A 19,705-nucleotide genomic window follows, 5' to 3' on the forward strand; every position below is an offset into this window, starting at 1 on the left:
ATGTTGAAGACTATACCAAGAATAAAAATCACTTGTCAACATTTTATTTGTATAATTCTGGACGACGATCTGCAAAAACTGGAATTCCTTTGCGTACTTCTTTAATTTTCTCAAAATGAAGCTCTCCAAATAAAATTGATTCTTCTTCATTCGCTTCTACAACAACTTCTCCCCAAGGATCGACAATTAAAGAATGACCGGCAAACTCATTATTCGGATCCTTTCCTGCCCGATTACATGCAACAACATAACACTGATTTTCAACCGCCCTTGCTTGCAGTAGCAAACGCCAATGTGCTAAACGAACTAATGGCCATTCTGCTACAACAAATAACACTTTTGCACCTTTCGCAGTATGAACGCGCATCCACTCTGGAAAACGAATGTCATAACAAATTGTGCCGGCGCACTCTATATTATCTAACTTAAATTCGCCTGTACTATTTCCAGCGATTAAATATTTATGTTCATCCATGAGCTGAAATAAATGCACTTTACTATATTCATTGACTAGCTGACCTTTATTCGTTACAACATACATTGTATTTGTAACACCTTGATCTGTTTGCTTCGCTATAGAACCACCGACAATATGTACACCATATTGCTTCGACCATTCTTTCAACTTTTCTTTCGTTTCCAATCCATCCCTATCTGCAATTTCAGAGAGTCTCGTTAAATCATATCCTGTTGTCCATAGTTCTGGTAAGACAATAACATCTGGTCTTTCCTTCACCGCTTCGCTTATTTTATTTTTAGCATTCTCAATATTTTTTTCTACATCTCCAAAGACAATGTCCATTTGAATACATGCGACTTTCATTTTATCAGCCCCATTCATAATTTTTTCTTTACAAAATACTGGAAAGATTATATCATTTGTCACTAGAATTGTAACAACTTTCAAAAGAGGTGGAAAGTATGAAATCATTTCAACCTTCTGAGATTGTAACATCATTGCCAACACAATTTTTCGCTTCACTTGTTGCAAAAGTTAACAAAGTCGTTGCAGCTGGTCACGATGTTATTAATCTAGGTCAAGGTAATCCAGATCAACCAACACCGCAGCATATCGTAAAAGCTTTACAAGCTGCTGCTGAAAAGACTATTCATCATAAATATCCGCCATTCCGCGGACACGAAAGCTTAAAAGAAGCCGTGGCAACATTCTATCAACGTGAATATGATGTAGTAGTAAATCCAAAAACAGAAGTTGCTATTTTGTTTGGCGGAAAAGCTGGATTAGTAGAATTACCAATGTGCTTTACAAACCCTGGTGATACTATTCTCGTTCCTGATCCAGGCTATCCTGATTATTTATCAGGTGTCGCTTTAGCAAAAGCACAATTTGAAACAATGCCGCTACTTGCAGAAAATAATTTTTTACCAGATTATACGAAAATTGATGACTCTATTGCGAAACAAGCAAAATTAATGTTTTTAAACTATCCAAATAATCCTACTGGTGCTACTGCATCAAAAGAGTTCTTTGAAGAAACCATTCATTTTGCTAATGAACATAACATATTAGTTGTTCATGATTTTGCTTACGGTGCCATTGGATTTGATGGTCAAAAGCCCGTTAGTTTCTTACAAGCAGACGGTGCCAAAGATACAGGTATTGAAATTTACACACTATCGAAAACTTTCAATATGGCTGGATGGCGCGTAGCTTTTGCTGTGGGAAATGCAAGTGTCATTGAAACAATTAACTTATTACAAGATCATATGTATGTTAGTATTTTTGGTGCAGTTCAAGATGCTGCCCGCGAAGCACTATTAAGTTCACAGTCTTGCGTAATAGACCTTGTAAATAGTTACGAATCTCGAAGAAACGCTCTTGTTTCAGCTTGTCACTCAATTGGTTGGAATGTAGACATTCCAACAGGGTCATTTTTTGCATGGCTTCCTGTTCCGAAAGGATATACATCTGAGCAATTTTCTGATATTTTACTAGAAAAAGCACACGTTGCAGTTGCCCCTGGTGTTGGATTTGGTGAACATGGCGAAGGGTATGTCCGTGTTGGTCTCTTGCATACAGAAGATAGATTACGAGAAGCCATTAATCGAATTGATAAATTAAATTTTTTCAAAAAGTAATTGACAATACGAAAAATATCTGACAAAATTCAGTTATCTTAAAAATTTAAACATTTCTAAATACTTCTTATCAAGAGCAGGTGGAGGGACGAGCCCGACGAAACCCGGCAACCGATCTACAATTGTAGACACGGTGCTAATTCTCGCAGCGTTATGCTGACAGATAAGGAGCTGGTTGTAAAAAAACCTCTCCTTAGCTGAGAGGTTTTTTTATTTAACTAGGAGGTTTTAACAATGAGCGGAATTATAGCAACGTATTTAATCCATGATGATTCACATAACTTAGAAAAAAAGGCCGAGCAAATTGCACTCGGTTTAACAATTGGCTCTTGGACTCATTTGCCACACTTATTGCAAGAACAATTAAAACAGCATAAAGGAAACGTCATTCATGTTGAGGAATTAGCTGAACAAGAACATACCAATTCGTATTTACGTAAAAAAGTAAAACGCGGGATTATTAAAATTGAATATCCGTTATTAAACTTCAGTCCAGACTTACCAGCAATTTTAACAACTACATTCGGAAAGCTATCACTTGATGGCGAAGTGAAATTAATTGACTTAACATTTTCAGACGAGTTAAAAAAGTATTTTCCTGGTCCAAAGTTCGGGATAAATGGTATTCGAAATCTATTACAAGTACATGAACGTCCCCTTTTAATGAGCATTTTTAAAGGAATGATTGGACGAAATATTGGGTATTTAAAAACGCAATTACGCGATCAAGCAATTGGTGGTGTAGATATCGTAAAGGATGATGAAATATTATTTGAGAATACATTAACACCACTTACGAAACGCATTGTATCTGGAAAAGAAGTTTTACAATCCGTATATGAAACATACGGCCATAAAACGTTATATGCCGTAAATTTAACAGGACGGACTTTTGATTTAAAAGAAAATGCGAAACGTGCAGTGCAAGCTGGGGCTGATATTCTATTATTTAATGTATTTGCTTACGGACTAGATGTACTACAATCGCTTGCAGAAGATGATGAAATCCCAGTTCCTATTATGGCACACCCTGCTGTAAGTGGTGCTTACTCAGCATCCAAGTTATATGGCGTTTCATCTCCATTATTACTCGGAAAGCTATTACGTTATGCTGGCGCTGACTTTTCATTATTCCCATCTCCATACGGAAGTGTTGCACTAGAAAAAGAGGAAGCTCTTTCCATCTCAAAACATTTAACTGAAGACGATGCATTTTTCAAAAAGAGTTTTTCTGTTCCGTCTGCTGGTATTCACCCTGGTTTCGTTCCCTTTATTCTACGAGATTTCGGTAAAGATGTTGTTATTAATGCTGGCGGCGGGATACATGGACATCCGAGCGGGGCACAGGGCGGTGGTAAAGCTTTCCGCACTGCAATTGATGCTACTTTGCAAAATACACCACTCCATGAAGTAAATGACATAAATTTGCATAGCGCACTACAAATATGGGGAAATCCCTCTCATGGGGTGAAATTATGAGTATTCAAGTATTTTGTGATTTCGATGGCACAATTACAAATAATGATAACATTATGTCCATTATGGAAAAATTCGCACCACCAGAAGCTGAAGAAGTAAAGAATAGAATTTTATCACAAGAGCTATCTATTCAAGAAGGTGTTTCTCAATTATTTCAATTAATACCTACTAGTCTACACGATGATATGATTCAATTTTTAATAGAAACTGCTGAAATCCGTAGTGGTTTTCATGAATTTATACGATTTGCAAATGAAAATAACATTTCTTTTTATGTTATATCAGGTGGAATGGATTTCTTCGTCTATCCACTCTTACAAGGACTCATTCCAAAAGAGCAAATTTACTGTAATGAAACCGATTTTTCAAGTGAATACATTACCGTTAAGTGGCCTTATCCTTGTGATCATCATTGTCAAAATCATTGCGGATTATGTAAATCATCTTTAATCCGTAAATTAAGTGATACGAATGACTTCCATATTGTAATTGGAGATTCAATTACTGATTTACAAGCTGCGAAACAAGCAGATAAAGTATTTGCTCGCGACTTCCTTATTACAAAGTGTGAAGAGAATGATATTGCTTATACACCGTTTGAAACATTCCATAATGTTCAAACTGAATTAAAACATTTGTTGGAGGTGAAATCATGAAACAACTTTTTCGTCAATGGTATGACTTAAGCGAGATAAAAAAAGAATTAACAACACGAAATTGGTTTCCAGCAACGAGTGGTAATATTTCTATAAAGGTTAGTCATGAGCCACTTACTTTTCTTATTACAGCAAGTGGTAAAGATAAAACAAAAACTACTCCAGATGATTTTCTATTAGTAGATCATCTAGGGGTTCCAGTATTAGAGACTGAATTACGCCCTTCAGCAGAAACAATATTGCATACACATATTTATAACAATACGAATGCCGGATGCGTACTTCATGTTCATACAACTGATAATAATGTCATCACAAATTTATATAGCGATGCAGTTACCCTTCAAAATCAAGAAATTATTAAAGCTCTCGATATTTGGGAAGAAGGTGCAACGATTCACATTCCTATTATCGAAAACCATGCCCATATCCCAACGCTTGGAGAAAACTTCCGAAAGCATATACAAGGAGATTCGGGAGCAGTATTAATCCGTAATCACGGTATTACCGTATGGGGCCGAGATAGCTTTGATGCAAAGAAAAGATTAGAGGCTTATGAGTTTTTATTCCAATTTCATATAAAACTATTATCAATTCAAGGAGGCGTTTCTAATGGCGCAAATTCGTATTCATGAAGTAAATACTCGCATCGAAAATGAAGTAGAAGTATCTAAATTTCTACAAGAGGAAGGCGTTTTATATGAGAATTGGAACATCTCTAAGCTTCCTACTCATTTAAATGAAAATTATTCGTTAACAGATGAAAACAAGGCTGAAATATTAGCTGTGTTTGCAAAAGAAATTGCTGATGTTTCAACGCGCCGAGGTTATAAAGCACATGATGTAATTTCACTTTCAAATAGCACACCTAACCTTGACGAATTATTAATTAATTTCCAAAAAGAACACCATCATACTGATGATGAAGTTCGCTTTATTGTTAGTGGACATGGCATCTTTGCCATTGAAGGAAAAGATGGTAAATTCTTTGACGTTGAACTTGAGCCAGGCGATCTCATATCTGTTCCTGAAAATGCAAGACATTATTTTACCTTGCAAGATGATCGTCAAGTTGTAGCTATTCGTATTTTTGTTACAACTGAAGGCTGGGTTCCAATTTATTAAGGTAGTTAGTTGAATAAAAGGACTTGGATCCCCTTTTCCAAACTTTTATTCACTCTACATATATACATCCTCCTATGGAACAGGCTTATTTCAAAAAATGAAATAAGCCTGATTTTTTATTTTCTCAAACATATGAGTCCTTCTATTCAAAAACAATCTCTCCTTCTATTTTTTCAGCAAATTTTTTAACATTTTTTGAACATTTATTGAACTTTTTTTGAATTTTATCTGAAAATTCTGTTTTGTATATGATATACTACAATTAACTAATAAGGAAAAGAATATCGCAAACAGAGGGGGATAATCATGAGTTTACTTATCGCACTTATACTAGGGGTTACGTGTGGAGCACTTCCTGTTATTCTAGGAGCTATTATGGAAGAGTTGGAAGTTGGTGTTTTAGGTTTTGTCGCATCTTGTGTAAGCGCTTTACTTTTTGGCTTATTCGGTGCTATTCCTGTTTCAATTCTGTGTGCATTTTATATAGTACGCCATGCTCGTGCAAAACAATTCGCTCCTAATCATATCGCACAAGTTATTCCATTCCCAATTGAACGATGCCGCCAAGCTTCTAACTTATAATTGTAAAAAATAAATATACCTAAATAAATAAAAGCCCTCAAATGAGGACTTTTATTTATTTTCTTCTAGAAATTGAAACAATTCTTGTAGGTGCAAGACGTCTTCACTATAGCTAACAGATACGTGACATATACCGTCAATCTCAGCTTGCATATATAGGTCAACTCCATCTCGATCATATTTCAATGCCAAATAAAATTCCATTTCTTCTAACATCTTTTTTGAAGATCGAATAACATAATGCCCCTTTTCATCTCTTCCATATTCGAATTTCGGCTCAAAATCATATTTTTGTTTAAAAGCTTCTTTTTGTTTTTCATTAATTTGTATACAAGTTGCTCGTTGTACAGTATCAATCATCTCATCAAATTTTTGAAGATCCATCTCATTTACCCCCTTATGTACTTTTTGTATAACACCTGTGTTCCGCTATTCTCTTCCCCATCCTTTATTAACTCTTCATACAATTCCTTCGCCAAACTTAAACCCGGTACTGGTAAGTGCAATTTTTCAGCCTCATCTAAAGCAATCTTCATATCTTTCATAAAATGCTTTACATAAAATCCTGGTTCAAAATCTCCCTTTAACATTCGAGGAGCTAAATTACTCAATGACCAGCTACCTGCTGCTCCCGTTGAAATACTTTCTAATACCTTATCTGGATCTAGTCCAGCTTTTTTCGCATAAGCAACAGCTTCACATACTCCAATCATATTTGAAGCAATCGCAATTTGATTGCACATTTTTGTATGTTGTCCACTTCCAGCTGGCCCTTGCAACTGAATATTTGTTCCTAGCTTTTCAAATAAAGGTAAACATTTTTCATATATTTCTTTCTCGCCACCGACCATAATTGCAAGTCTTGCTTCTTTCGCACCAACGTCTCCTCCAGATACAGGTGCATCTAACGTATATACATTCTTACTTTTACCAGTTTCATTAATACGTTTTGCCAATGTTGGTGTAGATGTCGTGAAATCAATTGCTATCGTGCCTTCATTTGCATTCTCCAAAATTCCTTCTATCCCAAAGTATACTTCTTCTACATCATGTGGATATCCAACCATAGTCATTACAACATCAACTTGCTTTACTAACTCTTTCGGTGTATCACACCAATTTGCACCATCTTGCACTAAAGAGTCTGTCTTCGCTTTTGTTCTATTATATACATATACTTTATAACCGTCTTGCATTAAATGACGCACCATACTTTTTCCCATTACACCAATACCGATGAAACCTATTGATACATTTTTACGTTCCATTTTCTCATCCCCTTTGTTCTAATAAATCACTTACCATCTTTCGAAACTCATTATTAAAATCATCATCTATACTATTTTTCACATTTGAAAATAAAATAACAAAAGTGCCTTTTTCTTTATTAAAATTATTGAAAGTGTTCCAACCAGATAGTACACCATGATTATGAAAATAATCCGGATATATGTAAAAACTAAATGCATATTTTCGTTCTGTTGAAGGTGAAAACATCGCTTGTATACTTTGTTCAGAAAGAAGTTTCCCATTTATAATCGCTTCGTCTAATTTCTTCATATCGCCAACTGTCGTATACATCTCACCGCATCCGTATAACCAATCCATTAACAATTTTTGTGCAGGTTCAAGTACATTCTCTTTCTTTACATATCCTTTAGTAAAATGCTGATCTCCCTGAGCCATATTTCCCATACCAGATTCATGCATTTCTGCTTTAGTAAATATATTTTCTTTTATGTAATCTCCTAAAGTTTTTTTGGATATGCTTTCTATAATATAGGCAAGTACCATATAATTATAATCTGTATATCTCCAACCTGCGCCTGGTGGAAATTCTAACTTTTGACTTCCAATCCAATTTACTAAATTTATACGAGAAGCGGCATTCACTTTCCCTTTTCCGCTTTCTGGTAAACCTGATGTGTGTGTTAACAAATGATATAAGGTGATATTTTTATCTACCGGAAAAGAGGGAATATATTTATTTACATTGTCTTGAATATTTAGCTTCCCTTGTTCCTGCAGCTGTAAAATAGATGTAGCTACGACTGTTTTCGTAATAGAACCGATACGATATTTTGTTTGAGGCGTATTTTCTATCTTATTTTGAACATCAGCATACCCATATCCTTTATTCAATATAACATGCTCTTTATCTGTCACTAAAACTGTTCCATTAAATTGCTTTCCTATTAAATATTGATCTAACTTTTGAGATATACTAGCATAATCAATTTGTTGTTCTTCTTTTTCTTCTATATTCTCTTGTACTTCTGATTCAATAGTAGGATTCACCTTAGTTGTCAATACAGTGCTTTCCTTTATATTGGGATTATAGAGAAAATAGTATACTCCACCACCAACTACAGCAGACAGCAAAGCCATCGTCATTAATTTTTTTATCATATTGTTCCTCCATAATTCCTTCGTTCAAAATCCCCCTCACATTCTATTATCAAACAATAAAAAAAAATCGCAACAATTTGTTGCGAAAAATTATTTTTTTTCTTTTCTATATACACATACTTGATTTTTTCCATTTTTTTTCGCTTCATATAATGCAATATCTGCTCGTTGCATTAATTCTTCTCTTGTTATCCCTTGTTCATATAATGCAACTCCAAAACTGGCTGTTAATTTCGAAATTCCTGAGAATTGCTTTGTTTCAATGAAAAATCGTAATGATTCCGCAACCTGAAATGCCTCTTTTTCTACTGTATTCGTTACTAATATAATAAATTCTTCTCCTCCCCACCTTGCAAACACATGTTGCTGCTCCACTTTAGATTTCATAAGCTCTGCAAGCTGAATTAACGCTAAATCACCAAAATCATGACCATACGTGTCATTTACTGTTTTAAAATTATCTATATCAAATAAAATGAGCGCTATTTTTTCATCGTTACGCATTGCATTATCCCATTCTACCTCTAGTATTTGTTGGAACTTCAAACGATTATAAATCTCTGTTAACGAATCTATCATCGCAAGCCTTTCTTGTTCTTGATAGATTTCATCTAATTCTGTAATCTCTGTGCACTTCACAATAAATCTTGATAAATCTTCTGGCAGTGGTGTCGCACGCAATAAAAAAGTTGACACTTCTCCTTCATAGCTGGTCATCTTAATTCTTCTATCATATGATAAAGTATCATCTAACCATGTTATATCATGGGTTGTTGAATAGTATCCATTTTCTCTAATAAAATGTTCAGCAAATACTAAATGTTGCTCACGATAGGCAAACAAATTTTCATATCCGAAAAACTCTAAAAAATTTGTATTACAATCAACAATCTCATCGTCTTCCACTATGAATAATAGATCATCTCGAAAATCAAACATCGTTTGAAGTAGTTCTTGTTGCAAACTTACTTGTCGCACTAAAGAAAGCTGATACAAACTTTTATTCACTTCCTCTAACACCATTTGTGGAGTCACAGGGGCTATCACAATATTACGTATTCCTAACGTAAGCACCTCTGTAAACTCACTGGTTATTTGTTGATCCCAAATGACAATAAAAGTACTCTGTGGATTATACATATTCTTTATATATTTTATTTGAGAACAATCTGTTACATACATAATTACAATATGTGGTTTAGTCCTCTGAAACAACAATTCTCCTTCTTCAAAACTATTTGCTATAAACATACATTTTGGATGGATATTTTCTATCGTTTGTTGATGTGTGCATCCATTTTCTATATAAAGGACATTTAACTGAAGATCTTGTAATACATTTTGGAAAACCGTATTCTCTAATAAAAAATGTAGTATGTTCATCACTAGTCTTCACTCACTTCATATATCTTGTTCTACTGAATTCCTCACAAACATTTTATAAAAGGCTGCTCTCTAAAAATTTTAATGAGTGAGGGATACATGTTAACAAGCTAATTGAGAATGTTCTCTTTTCTTTTTCACTCTATAAATTCCTTTTTTAGTGTATGATTATCGGAATTGTATCGTTTGTATGAATGCCCTAACTTCCACTTTAAAACTTGACAATTAAAATAAAGATATTATATTCTTAAATTCGATAACTTACAAAATGTAAGTAGAATATATTACATGTATTTTTTCATAATTTGATATGTAATTTGGAGGATATATAATGACAAACGATAACTTTTTTAATGTTCTATATGAACGCACATCTACACGTGCATTCAACCCTGAGAAAGAAATTTCATCTACAGAGTTACACGAAATTTTAAAGGGCGCTGCTCAAGCACCTTCTGCTTGGAACTTGCAGCACTGGAAATTCCTTGTGTTCCAAGGTGAAGATGTACAGAAACGATTACATCCAATTGCTTATAACCAGCAACAAATTCTTGATGCTTCTGCTGTAGTCGCTATTTTAGGTGATTTAGAAGCTTATAAAAACGTTGAACCAGTTTATGGTCCAATTGTAGAACAAGGATTTATGAAAGAAGAAGCAAAAGAGCGCTTAGCTAAAAATATTGAGTCTGCATATGCTCGTGAGCAATTCCCAAGAGATGCAGCCTTTTCAAATGCATCTTTAGCAGCAATGCAACTTATGCTTGCAGCTAAAGCAACTGGCTGGGATACTTGTGCTATTGGTGGTTTCAACCCACAAGCACTTACAGAAGAATTCAATGTTTCATCTCGCTACGTACCAATTATGCTTATTACAATTGGTGAATCAACTTTAAAAGGCCACCCTGCACCACGAATGAGCGTAGAGCAAGTGAGTGAATGGGCAAAATAATAAAGTGAACCTTTAATCAATATTAGGGGCTCACTACCTGTTAATACGGGACAAAAAGAAACGAAGGTAATTTCATTACCTTCGTTTCTTTTTTGTCTGTCACACATCCGTAATATTTCAATGTATAATTCGACATCTATACATAAAAAAATAGTAAATTTTATGCTATTCTCATAAATACAAATGGCGTTTCGTGTCGAAAATTGTTAAAACGACGAAATATAACCGTGTGTTTTTGTTACAATTATGATACAATGATAACAAATAGATAACAAGAGAGGGATTTTCATTGAGTTCATACGGAAGCTTTATCGCACTTTTAAGTTACATAGTGACTGTACTGCTGTTATATTTTATTGGCGATGCTGCAAACATATCAGTGTTACAATTCCCAAAAGAAGAAGCGTTCCAATTAGAAGCAGAAAAACATACTGCAAGATCCATTGCGCCACTACTATTAGCTCTTCCTGTATATATCATCGTTTTATATAAAAGCAAAAAAGTGTAAAGGCTACCTATTTCATTCATTTCGGTGGTCTTTACATTTTTTTGTGATATCTATCCTATTTTAAACATCATCCCGTAATAAACACCCAGCTAGTCTTTTAAAATGAGAAAATCCCCTAGAAAAAATTCCACTCTCTGTCCAGTCACTCACTACCGAACTTACATAGATTATAAGTGTGAAGGGGGTGATGAGGATTATGTTTGGATCATTTGGATGCTGTGATAACTTTAGAGACTGTCATCATCATGAAAGAGAGTGCAGACATCATGAGAAAGAAAAAGAAGTAGTTAGACCACAACAACCAGCTGTATGTAACGTACTTGCTAGCATTTCAGTTGGAACAGAGCTTTCTCTTTTAAGCATTAGAGGTAACGGCACATTCAACAATGTAATTTTTGAAGGTTTCGCTAACGGTGTTGCTCTTTTCTCTGCTTTAGCTCGTAATAACGACAAAGATAACAAAGATAACAATAAAGACGATAAGAACAATCAAAACCGAAATACTTTTACTGGTATTTTACGTGTATGCCCAACTGATATCGTTGCAATCGCTATCTAATTCTGTTCCTTATCCTCTATAGTAAAAAAATAAGATTCATTTTTCTCATAGAAAAAACCTGAGACCGATTTCAAATCGACTCAGGTTTTTTTATTGATTATATGCTTTTAACTAGTTCAACAACTTCTTCAGCAGTTGACATCATTAATGCTTTTTCTGCTAATGTTTCCATTTCAGCTTTTGACAACTTGCTTAGTTGTGTTCTTGCAGGAAGAATAGATGTTGCACTCATACTGAACTCATCTAAACCTAATCCTAATAATAATGGGATAGCAAGTGAATCTCCCGCCATCTCACCACACATACCAGCCCATTTGCCTTCTTTATGAGCAGCATCGATAACCATTTTTACAAGACGTAAAATTGATGGATTATATGGTTGGTATAAGTAAGCTACTTGTTCGTTCATACGGTCTGCAGCCATTGTGTATTGGATTAAATCATTTGTTCCGATAGAGAAGAAGTCAACTTCTTTTGCGAATTGATCTGCTAATACTGCTGAAGCTGGGATTTCAACCATCATACCCACTTCAATAGAATCAGAAACAGTTGTACCCGCTTCTACAAGTTTCGCTTTCTCTTCTAATAAGATTGCTTTCGCTTGACGGAACTCATCAAGAGTTGCAATCATTGGGAACATAATTTTTAAGTTACCGTATACGCTAGCACGAAGTAATGCACGAAGTTGTGTACGGAACACATCTTGCTCATCAAGACATAAGCGAATTGCACGGTATCCTAAGAATGGGTTCATTTCTTTTGGTAAATGTAAGTATGGAAGCTCTTTATCTCCACCGATATCAAGTGTACGAACAACAACAGGTTGACCTTCTTTTACACCTTCAAGAACTGCTTTATACGCTTCGAACTGCTCTTCTTCTGTTGGAAGATTGTCACGGCCCATGTATAAGAATTCTGTACGGTATAAACCAACGCCTTCTCCGCCATTATCGATAATACCTTGTACATCATTTGGTGTTCCGATATTTGCAACAAGCTCAACGTGATGTCCATCACTTGTTACAGTAGCTTGGTCTTTTAATTTTGCCCATTCAGTTTTTTGCTCTTCAAATTTCGCTTTCTTTTCTTCAAAAGAACGAAGAGTTTCTTCTGATGGATTTACAATTACTTCTCCATCTAAACCGTCGATGATTACGATATCGCCGTTTTGGATTTTCTCCATAACAACTTTCGTACCAACAACAGCTGGAATTTCCATAGAACGAGCCATAATTGCAGAGTGAGATGTACGTCCACCGATATCAGTTGTAAAACCTTTTGCATACTTACGGTTTAACTGAGCTGTATCAGATGGTGTTAAATCTTCAGCAATGATGATTACTTCTTCAGAAATTGTACCAGGGTTTGAGAAGTTAATTCCTAGTAAATGTGCAAGAACGCGTTTTGTTACGTCACGAATGTCCGCAGCACGTTCTTTCATATATTCGTTATCCATGTTTTCAAACATAGAAATAAACATTGATGCAACTTCGTCCATTGCAAATTCAGCATTTACTTTTTCGCTATTTACTTTATCTTTTACTGGGTTTACTAGTTCTGGATCATTTAACACTAATAAATGTGCTTCAAAGATCGCAGCTTTATCAGCACCCAGCTCAGCAAAAGCGTGGTCCTTAATAGCTTCTAATTCAGTTTTTGCTTTCTCAAGCGCAGCGTCTAAGCGTGCAATTTCAGCAGCTTCGTTTGTAATTGATTTCTTTTCAATGTTAAATTCAGGATTCTCAAGTCTGAAAGCCTTTGCAATAGCAATCCCACTTGATGCAGCGATCCCTTGAATGTTAAGAGTCATTATTCTCCTAATCCTTCGTTTTTCATAGTTTCTTCGATAGCTGCTAGTGCTTGAGCTGCATCATCACCATTTGCAGTGATTTTAATTTCTGCGTTTTGTTGAATGCCTAAAGACATAACGCCCATGATTGATTTTAAGTTAACGTTTTTTCCGTTATACTCTAAGTTAATGTCAGAACCAAATTTGCTTGCAGTGTTTACAAGTAGAGTTGCTGGACGAGCATGAATTCCTGAGTCGCTAGTTACTTTAAAGATTTTTTCCATGATAATTTATCTCCTTTAAATTACAGTATTTTTTTAGTTGTATAGACGTGAGTACTACATCATCTATTGTATATAATAGGCGATGTTCGGTCAACCACATCGCCTATTATAATTATAAACATTTTGCGTCAAATTCCTACTGAATGTCAATAATAGCGTTTTCGCCCTTCTTAACATTTCCATCTTTTTTCAATTCGACTTGTTGTCCTTGTTGTAAATTCGTAAAGACAATTGGTGTAATGATAGATGGTGCATTTTCTTTTACAAATGCAAGATCTACCTTTAATAATGGTTGTCCTTGTTTCACTTTGTCGCCTTGTGCTACAAGTGCTTCAAAACCTTCACCATTTAACTTTACAGTATCAATACCGAAGTGGATTAAAATTTCTTTTCCGCCTTCAGATTGAATGCCAATCGCATGCTTTGTAGGGAATACGTTGACGATTTCACCGTTAACTGGAGAAACTACTGTTCCTTCTGTTGGCTCGATTGCAAATCCGTCTCCCATCATTTTTCCTGAGAATACTTGATCAGGTACTTCTGTAATCGGTAAGATTTTCCCTTCAATTGGTGAAACGATTGTTTCGTTTTCATCAACTTGCTGAGGAGCTTCTTCTACTTTTACAGCCTCTTCTTTTTCAACATGAGGTGTACGACCTGACATGATATCATGAATTTGTGATTTTAATGTGTCAGATTTCGGTCCGAAAATAGCTTGAATGTTATTTCCTACTTCAAGTACACCAGCTGCTCCAAGCTCTTTTAAGCGATCTTTGTTTACATTCTTTTGTTCGTTAACTTGCACACGTAAACGAGTAATACAAGCGTCTAAAGAAGCGATGTTTTCTTTACCACCAAGTGCCACTAATACTTCACGAGGAAGTTCACCCGCTTCAGTTTTTCCTGCACCGTCATTCGCATTTGCAACTTCACGACCAGGTGTTTTTAAATCCCATTTACGAATTGCAAAGCGGAATCCGAAGTAATAAATAACTGCTAGTACAAGACCAACAATAATTACCCACCACCATGCTGTACGGCCTGGTAGTACACCGAATAACATAAAGTCGATTAAACCACCAGAGAATGTCATACCAATTTTAACACCTAAAATTTGCATTGTCATAAATGATAAACCAGCGAATACGGCATGAATTCCGAATAGTACTGGTGCTACGAATAAGAATGAAAATTCAAGTGGTTCTGTAATACCTGTTAAGAAAGATGTTAATGCAGCAGAACCTAAAATACCAGCTGCTAATTTTTTATTTTCTGGACGTGCTTCATGGTACATTGCTAATGCTGCTGCTGGAAGACCGAACATCATAAACGGATACTTACCAGTTGTAAATGTACCTGCTGTTAATTCTACACCGTCTTTTAACTGTGCCATAAAGATTTTTTGGTCACCACGGATTAATTCGCCAGCTGCATTTGTGTACTGACCGAATTCGAACCAGAACGGTGAATAGAAAATGTGATGTAATCCAAATGGAATTAATGAACGTTCAATTAAACCGAATATGAATGCTGCTAATGTTCTATTTGCATCAATCATTTGATGTGAGAACGTATTTAAGCCACCTTGAATGTATGGCCAAACGAAACACATGATAATACCTACTACTAAAGAGAATGTTGCAGTTGCGATCGGTACGAAACGCTTACCTGCGAAGAAACCTAAGTATGATGGTAATTCAATGTTGAAGTATTTATTGTAGCAATATGCGGCTACTATACCGACGATAATACCACCAAATACTCCCGTTTGTAGCGTTGGAATTCCTAATACGTTTGCATATGCTGGATCAGCAAATCCAATTTTTACTGGATCTGCTCCAGAACTTGTTACTTTCACTAGCTTATCTACTTCTAAGAACACACTCATCGTTTTGTTCATAATTAAGTAGCCGACGAATGCTGCTAATCCAGCTACTCCGTCTCCACCAGCTAAACCAATCGCTACCCCAACTGCGAATAATAATGCAAGGTTAGCGAAAATAATATCACCAGATTGTTCCATAATTTTTGCTACCATTACGAACCAATCTGCTTTTAAAGCAGGAATAACATTTGTTAACTGTGGATTTTGAAATGCATTACCAAATCCAAGTAAAATACCTGCTGCCGGTAAAATCGCTACTGGAAGCATTAACGCTTTTCCGACTTTTTGAAGAACACCAAAGATCTTCTTAAACATGGAAACCCTTCCTCTCTTATCTATATTGATACCTTCCGACAAACGCCAAAAAGACATGAGGAAAAAAAGATAGAACGATAGCTATACAAAGGGTAGTATATCCCTTTCTCAAGCTTACATTCCTTACTTTTCTCCACTCATGCCTGATCGAATCAGTAACACGTGTCAAAAATAGGATTACTTATAAGTTCACTATAATTAAGGCAAACGTTTTCGTTACTTACCTTAATGCGTTTGTCGAAATTTGTATAACTTTGCAATAGTTATTATACATAACTATTGTAAGCGATTCAATGATTTTTTTTAACGTTTTCATTTTAGACAAAAATATATGTCTTTTTACACATGCTCTGCTTTCACTAAGCGCTGCAGGTGCATCGTTAAATATATACTCTCTGCTTCATACACAGGAAGTTGTAATTCTTTTTGCATGACTTTAACTAGCTTCCAAGCTAAATTATAACAGACGGGATATTCCGCCTTTAATAAATCAGCAAAGCTTTGTGATTCCTCTACTTTCTCCCCTTTTTTCACCCGTTCAATAGCATATTGTAAATGACGGATAAGGCGTAAGTAGTGGATACTTTCTTGGTCTAATGTAATTTGTAAGTTTGTCTCAATTAAAGATACAAGCTGTGCAATAAGACGGGAGTTTTGATTAACTGAAGATAAATCTGAATTTGTAAGTGAACTGTAAATATGGAGTGCAATGAACCCAATTTCTCCTTCTGGCAATATAATTTGCAAACGAGAATTTAAAAGGTCTACAACACCTTCAGCAATTTCATATTCCTCTGGGTAGAGCATTTTCGTTTCAACTAAAAAAGGATTATCAATTGTAAGTCCTTGTTTTAATCTCTTAATTGCAAAAGAAATATGATCTGTTAAAGCGATATGAATATGTTCATTCAATGGTGATTTTGCTTTTTCTTGAATGTAGAACATAATATCATTCATTAATTCAATTAATTTTTCACTTATATGCGGCACTAACAGTTTGTATTGTTCACGATCACGTTCATTTTTTAAAACAAACATTTTTTCAATTTGTTCTTGCTCCAATACGTCTTTCGCTTTTTTCCCAAATCCAATTCCTTTACCAATCACTACTACTTCCTCGTGTTCAGGATGGCTAGCAATGATGACATTATTATTTAAAACTTTTTTAATTTCTAGATAATTATTCATATAACACCACCCTCGTACTTAAATAGCCTGCTTTTATGTTACAGAACATTCTTCTTTGTCGTCAATGTAAAACATCTACCATTTCATAAAAATTCATTTTTTAGACATGTTTATATATGATGCGTATAATGTAAGAGCAACTGTACATAGAAAGGGGATAACAACATGATTAAAATGTTTGTAAGTGATATCGATGGTACAATGATGCAACACGGAGGATTAATTGACGAACAGGATCTTGTAGCACTTCGTAGTCTTGCTGAGCAAAATGTTATTCTTTGTTTCGCTTCTGGCCGACTTGATAATGAAATTGCAGACTTAATGAAAGCTGTAAATACAAATTTCCATCGCATTAGTGTAAATGGTGTTTTCGTGTACACACATGAAAACGAGCAACTATTATCCGCAACATTCGATTCGAGTATTCTACCTGATCTGTTAACAATGACAAATGAAGATCCTTATTTTCGTTATGTAAGTGATGAGCATAATTATTACATTGAAGAGAAGACACCGTTTATTCATGAGCTCGAACAACAAGTAACGATGACTTCTGTTGAAGAACCTCACCTATTACAGAAAATTGATGATACAATTTTTCCAAATAAAATCTCTGTCGGTGGAACAAAGGAAAACTTACAACTCCTTCAGAAAAAAATTGATGAAAAATTCCACGGAAAAGTTAGTACATTCATTTCAGCAGAACAATGTTTAGATGTAATGCCACCCAATATTAGTAAAGGGGCTGCTATTTCTGTTTTATTAAAAGAGTTTCAAATACAACCAGATGAAGTTGCTTGCATAGGGGATTCTTATAATGATATCCCAATGTTTTCTTTAACTCCTCACAGTTTTGCTATGTCTCAAGCAGATGAAGCAGTAAAAGAACACGCTCACTATGTAGTAAATACAGTTAAAGATGCTGTTAACCACGTAATTGCTCATAATAAAAATACGACTCACTCCTTGTAAGGATGAGTCGTATTTTTTCTTTACATGTTAAACAATTTGACATTAACTGTACTTCACGAACTGAAATATATTATTTGTTACGTGCGATGTTTGTAATAAACTTATAACGATCCCCACGATAAATACATTTCACATACTCTAACGGTACTTCACCTTCTGAATATGACCATTGACGCATTACAAGCACTGGCGCCTTTTTAGGAATATGCAGATGTTCCGCTTCATTATCCGTTGCAATTGAAGCTTCAATTGATTGAGTAGCGCTAACAAGTTTAAAGCCCAGTTTCTTCTCTAAATGTTCATATAAAGATTGTTGCAATATTTCTTCGTTAATATCTTTTACAAGAGCTGGCGACAAATATGTCGTCTCAAAAGCAATCGGTTCATCATCAGCTAAGCGAATACGCCTCACTTCATAAACCGACTCTCCCTCCTGTATTCTCAAGCGGTCTGCGATTTTCGCAGTAGCTGGAACTAGGCGGAAACTAAGTAATTGACTACTTGGGTTCATCCCACGAGAAATCATATCTTCTGTGAATCCCGTCATTCCTTGCAATTTTTGTTCCACTTTCGGAAGTTGGACAAACGTACCAATTCCACGTTTCCGATATAAATAACCTTGTTCCACTAAATTATTAATCGCCTGTCTGATTGTCATACGACTCACTTCGAACTTATCGCAAAGTTCATTCTCAGATGGGATTTTATCTCCCGGCTTCCATTCGCCGTCCTCAATTAGCTGTTTCACCCACTCTTGAATCTGATAATAGATCGGAAATGGTGAATACTTGTCGATGTTCATCAGCAATCGCCTCACTGCATAAAGATAGAGCTTCTTGATCAGCGATTACGGTTACATTCGGATGACGTTGTAAAACTGTAGCAGGACACGCTTCACTATATTCACCTTGCAATAATTCTTTAACAGCTTCTGCCTTTTTAGAACCCATAGCAACAAGTAGAATTTGTTTCGCTTTCATAATGCTTCCGATTCCCATTGTAATCGCATGAGTTGGCACATCTTCTTCTTTTTCGAAGAAGCGAAGGTTTGCTTGGCGTGTAGATTCTGTTAATTCAACAATGTTTGTTGGAGAATTAAACAGTGTTCCTGGTTCGTTAAATCCGATGTGACCGTTTTCACCGATTCCAAGAATCTGTAGGTCAACTGGGTTAGCAGCTAGAATGCCCTCGTAACGTTTGCACTCTTCCTCTAAATCACTTGCCATCCCGTTTGGTACATAAGTTTGTTTAAATGGAAGATGATCAAACAACTGTTCTTGCATAAAATAGTGATAGCTGTTTTTATCTTCATGTGGTAAATTTACGTACTCATCTAAGTTTACAGTGGTTACACGGCTTGTATCAAGTTTATTTTTTCGCATTTCTGCATAAATACCTAATGGAGAGCTTCCTGTAGCCATTCCTAATGTTGGATTTTCTTTTGTTTTTACAACTTCTTCAATTAATTTATAACCTGCTTCTGCTAGTTCTTCTGGAGTTTTTACAACAAGAATATTCATCT

21 protein-coding genes and 1 riboswitch are annotated in these 19,705 nt (G+C 35.3%); of the genes, 10 read left to right on the top strand and 11 right to left on the bottom strand.

What is annotated here, in order from left to right:
* Window positions 1-43: 43 nt before the first annotated feature.
* Window positions 44-907 (bottom strand): carbon-nitrogen family hydrolase, encoded by an 864-nt coding sequence (locus tag PDL00_RS10700; RefSeq protein ID WP_242257083.1) that lies wholly within the window; start codon window positions 905-907, stop codon window positions 44-46.
* A 14-nt stretch (window positions 908-921) separates the two neighbouring features.
* Between PDL00_RS10700 and PDL00_RS10705 the strand changes: the two genes are divergently transcribed.
* The 6 genes from PDL00_RS10705 to PDL00_RS10730 all read left to right on the top strand — a co-directional run bounded on the left by PDL00_RS10705 (window position 922) and on the right by PDL00_RS10730 (window position 5,942).
* Window positions 922-2,100 (top strand): pyridoxal phosphate-dependent aminotransferase, encoded by a 1,179-nt coding sequence (locus PDL00_RS10705; RefSeq protein WP_270728968.1) that lies wholly within the window; start codon window positions 922-924, stop codon window positions 2,098-2,100.
* 64 nt (window positions 2,101-2,164) lie between these two features.
* Window positions 2,165-2,270: riboswitch (SAM riboswitch) on the top strand.
* Between the two features lie 64 nt (window positions 2,271-2,334).
* Window positions 2,335-3,579, top strand: coding sequence for a 2,3-diketo-5-methylthiopentyl-1-phosphate enolase (gene mtnW, locus PDL00_RS10710; protein WP_242257080.1), 1,245 nt, complete (start codon window positions 2,335-2,337; stop codon window positions 3,577-3,579).
* Window positions 3,576-4,235 (top strand): 2-hydroxy-3-keto-5-methylthiopentenyl-1-phosphate phosphatase, encoded by a 660-nt coding sequence (locus tag PDL00_RS10715; RefSeq protein WP_242257081.1) that lies wholly within the window; start codon window positions 3,576-3,578, stop codon window positions 4,233-4,235. The genes mtnW and PDL00_RS10715 overlap by 4 nt, the downstream gene beginning before the upstream one ends.
* Window positions 4,232-4,870 (top strand): methylthioribulose 1-phosphate dehydratase, encoded by a 639-nt coding sequence (locus PDL00_RS10720; protein WP_000811328.1) that lies wholly within the window; start codon window positions 4,232-4,234, stop codon window positions 4,868-4,870. The genes PDL00_RS10715 and PDL00_RS10720 overlap by 4 nt, the downstream gene beginning before the upstream one ends.
* Window positions 4,848-5,360 (top strand): 1,2-dihydroxy-3-keto-5-methylthiopentene dioxygenase, encoded by a 513-nt coding sequence (locus PDL00_RS10725; protein WP_242257082.1) that lies wholly within the window; start codon window positions 4,848-4,850, stop codon window positions 5,358-5,360. Before PDL00_RS10720 ends, PDL00_RS10725 begins: the two co-directional genes overlap by 23 nt.
* Window positions 5,361-5,666: 306 nt before the next feature.
* Window positions 5,667-5,942 carry a hypothetical protein gene (locus tag PDL00_RS10730; RefSeq protein ID WP_242253846.1) on the top strand — a complete coding sequence of 92 codons (276 nt, stop codon included), beginning with the start codon at window positions 5,667-5,669 and terminating at the stop codon, window positions 5,940-5,942.
* Window positions 5,943-5,993: 51 nt separating this feature from the next.
* On the opposite strand, the gene PDL00_RS10735 is transcribed toward PDL00_RS10730, so the two are convergent.
* The 4 genes from PDL00_RS10735 to PDL00_RS10750 all read right to left on the bottom strand — a co-directional run bounded on the left by PDL00_RS10735 (window position 5,994) and on the right by PDL00_RS10750 (window position 9,734).
* Window positions 5,994-6,326: a DUF3909 family protein gene (locus tag PDL00_RS10735; RefSeq protein WP_097816943.1), complete on the bottom strand. Its 333-nt coding sequence runs from the start codon at window positions 6,324-6,326 to the stop codon at window positions 5,994-5,996.
* A gap of 5 nt (window positions 6,327-6,331) precedes the next feature.
* Entirely contained in the window at window positions 6,332-7,210 is an 879-nt protein-coding gene (locus tag PDL00_RS10740; RefSeq protein ID WP_242253848.1) for an NAD(P)-dependent oxidoreductase, read from the bottom strand.
* Between the two features lie 4 nt (window positions 7,211-7,214).
* Window positions 7,215-8,351: a serine hydrolase domain-containing protein gene (locus PDL00_RS10745; protein ID WP_270728970.1), complete on the bottom strand. Its 1,137-nt coding sequence runs from the start codon at window positions 8,349-8,351 to the stop codon at window positions 7,215-7,217.
* A gap of 90 nt (window positions 8,352-8,441) precedes the next feature.
* Entirely contained in the window at window positions 8,442-9,734 is a 1,293-nt protein-coding gene (locus PDL00_RS10750; RefSeq protein WP_270729198.1) for a GGDEF domain-containing protein, read from the bottom strand.
* Between the two features lie 331 nt (window positions 9,735-10,065).
* Between PDL00_RS10750 and PDL00_RS10755 the strand changes: the two genes are divergently transcribed.
* From PDL00_RS10755 to PDL00_RS10765, 3 genes are all read left to right on the top strand, one after another.
* Window positions 10,066-10,683: a nitroreductase family protein gene (locus PDL00_RS10755; protein ID WP_000180385.1), complete on the top strand. Its 618-nt coding sequence runs from the start codon at window positions 10,066-10,068 to the stop codon at window positions 10,681-10,683.
* 289 nt (window positions 10,684-10,972) lie between these two features.
* A complete protein-coding gene (locus tag PDL00_RS10760; RefSeq protein ID WP_000100490.1) occupies window positions 10,973-11,191 on the top strand; it encodes a hypothetical protein in 219 nt (72 codons plus the stop codon).
* A gap of 196 nt (window positions 11,192-11,387) precedes the next feature.
* Window positions 11,388-11,750: a DUF3915 family protein gene (locus tag PDL00_RS10765; protein ID WP_242253853.1), complete on the top strand. Its 363-nt coding sequence runs from the start codon at window positions 11,388-11,390 to the stop codon at window positions 11,748-11,750.
* 97 nt (window positions 11,751-11,847) lie between these two features.
* On the opposite strand, the gene ptsP is transcribed toward PDL00_RS10765, so the two are convergent.
* The 4 genes from ptsP to glcT form a co-directional block, all read right to left on the bottom strand.
* Window positions 11,848-13,560, bottom strand: coding sequence for a phosphoenolpyruvate--protein phosphotransferase (gene ptsP / locus PDL00_RS10770; protein ID WP_000174214.1), 1,713 nt, complete (start codon window positions 13,558-13,560; stop codon window positions 11,848-11,850).
* The gene (gene ptsH / locus PDL00_RS10775; RefSeq protein ID WP_000411080.1) at window positions 13,560-13,823 is read right to left on the bottom strand and encodes a phosphocarrier protein HPr; all 264 of its coding nucleotides are present in this window, start codon (window positions 13,821-13,823) and stop codon (window positions 13,560-13,562) included. The genes ptsP and ptsH overlap by 1 nt, the downstream gene beginning before the upstream one ends.
* Before the next feature lie 136 nt (window positions 13,824-13,959).
* Window positions 13,960-16,023: a PTS glucose transporter subunit IIABC gene (gene ptsG, locus PDL00_RS10780; protein ID WP_242253855.1), complete on the bottom strand. Its 2,064-nt coding sequence runs from the start codon at window positions 16,021-16,023 to the stop codon at window positions 13,960-13,962.
* 339 nt (window positions 16,024-16,362) lie between these two features.
* The gene (gene glcT / locus PDL00_RS10785; protein WP_242253856.1) at window positions 16,363-17,211 is read right to left on the bottom strand and encodes a glucose PTS transporter transcription antiterminator GlcT; all 849 of its coding nucleotides are present in this window, start codon (window positions 17,209-17,211) and stop codon (window positions 16,363-16,365) included.
* 165 nt (window positions 17,212-17,376) lie between these two features.
* Here glcT and PDL00_RS10790 point away from each other — a divergent pair, with 165 nt between their 5' ends.
* Window positions 17,377-18,183: an HAD family hydrolase gene (locus tag PDL00_RS10790; protein ID WP_270728973.1), complete on the top strand. Its 807-nt coding sequence runs from the start codon at window positions 17,377-17,379 to the stop codon at window positions 18,181-18,183.
* Between the two features lie 70 nt (window positions 18,184-18,253).
* Here PDL00_RS10790 and phnF read toward each other — a convergent pair whose 3' ends face one another.
* Window positions 18,254-18,985: a phosphonate metabolism transcriptional regulator PhnF gene (gene phnF, locus PDL00_RS10795; protein ID WP_002194085.1), complete on the bottom strand. Its 732-nt coding sequence runs from the start codon at window positions 18,983-18,985 to the stop codon at window positions 18,254-18,256.
* Window positions 18,915-19,703 (bottom strand): glucosamine-6-phosphate deaminase, encoded by a 789-nt coding sequence (gene nagB / locus PDL00_RS10800; RefSeq protein WP_001024205.1) that lies wholly within the window; start codon window positions 19,701-19,703, stop codon window positions 18,915-18,917. The genes phnF and nagB overlap by 71 nt, the downstream gene beginning before the upstream one ends.
* Window positions 19,704-19,705 lie beyond the last annotated feature (2 nt).

The sequence above is a fragment of the Bacillus cereus group sp. TH152-1LC genome (genome assembly GCF_027710505.1).
Lineage (GTDB): Bacteria > Bacillota > Bacilli > Bacillales > Bacillaceae_G > Bacillus_A > Bacillus_A mobilis.

What these genes read in the sequence shown, in the direction of transcription:
- PDL00_RS10705 (WP_270728968.1), top strand. Translation starts at nt 922, where the DNA reads ATGAAATCATTTCAACCTTCTGAGATTGTAACATCATTGCCAACACAA.
- mtnW (WP_242257080.1), top strand. Translation starts at nt 2,335, where the DNA reads ATGAGCGGAATTATAGCAACGTATTTAATCCATGATGATTCACATAAC.
- PDL00_RS10715 (WP_242257081.1), top strand. Translation starts at nt 3,576, where the DNA reads ATGAGTATTCAAGTATTTTGTGATTTCGATGGCACAATTACAAATAAT.
- PDL00_RS10720 (WP_000811328.1), top strand. Translation starts at nt 4,232, where the DNA reads ATGAAACAACTTTTTCGTCAATGGTATGACTTAAGCGAGATAAAAAAA.
- PDL00_RS10725 (WP_242257082.1), top strand. Translation starts at nt 4,848, where the DNA reads ATGGCGCAAATTCGTATTCATGAAGTAAATACTCGCATCGAAAATGAA.
- PDL00_RS10730 (WP_242253846.1), top strand. Translation starts at nt 5,667, where the DNA reads ATGAGTTTACTTATCGCACTTATACTAGGGGTTACGTGTGGAGCACTT.
- PDL00_RS10735 (WP_097816943.1), bottom strand. Translation starts at nt 6,326, where the DNA reads ATGGATCTTCAAAAATTTGATGAGATGATTGATACTGTACAACGAGCA.
- PDL00_RS10740 (WP_242253848.1), bottom strand. Translation starts at nt 7,210, where the DNA reads ATGGAACGTAAAAATGTATCAATAGGTTTCATCGGTATTGGTGTAATG.
- PDL00_RS10745 (WP_270728970.1), bottom strand. Translation starts at nt 8,351, where the DNA reads ATGATAAAAAAATTAATGACGATGGCTTTGCTGTCTGCTGTAGTTGGT.
- PDL00_RS10750 (WP_270729198.1), bottom strand. Translation starts at nt 9,734, where the DNA reads ATGAACATACTACATTTTTTATTAGAGAATACGGTTTTCCAAAATGTA.
- PDL00_RS10755 (WP_000180385.1), top strand. Translation starts at nt 10,066, where the DNA reads ATGACAAACGATAACTTTTTTAATGTTCTATATGAACGCACATCTACA.
- PDL00_RS10765 (WP_242253853.1), top strand. Translation starts at nt 11,388, where the DNA reads ATGTTTGGATCATTTGGATGCTGTGATAACTTTAGAGACTGTCATCAT.
- ptsP (WP_000174214.1), bottom strand. Translation starts at nt 13,560, where the DNA reads ATGACTCTTAACATTCAAGGGATCGCTGCATCAAGTGGGATTGCTATT.
- ptsH (WP_000411080.1), bottom strand. Translation starts at nt 13,823, where the DNA reads ATGGAAAAAATCTTTAAAGTAACTAGCGACTCAGGAATTCATGCTCGT.
- ptsG (WP_242253855.1), bottom strand. Translation starts at nt 16,023, where the DNA reads ATGTTTAAGAAGATCTTTGGTGTTCTTCAAAAAGTCGGAAAAGCGTTA.
- glcT (WP_242253856.1), bottom strand. Translation starts at nt 17,211, where the DNA reads ATGAATAATTATCTAGAAATTAAAAAAGTTTTAAATAATAATGTCATC.
- PDL00_RS10790 (WP_270728973.1), top strand. Translation starts at nt 17,377, where the DNA reads ATGATTAAAATGTTTGTAAGTGATATCGATGGTACAATGATGCAACAC.
- phnF (WP_002194085.1), bottom strand. Translation starts at nt 18,985, where the DNA reads ATGAACATCGACAAGTATTCACCATTTCCGATCTATTATCAGATTCAA.
- nagB (WP_001024205.1), bottom strand. Translation starts at nt 19,703, where the DNA reads ATGAATATTCTTGTTGTAAAAACTCCAGAAGAACTAGCAGAAGCAGGT.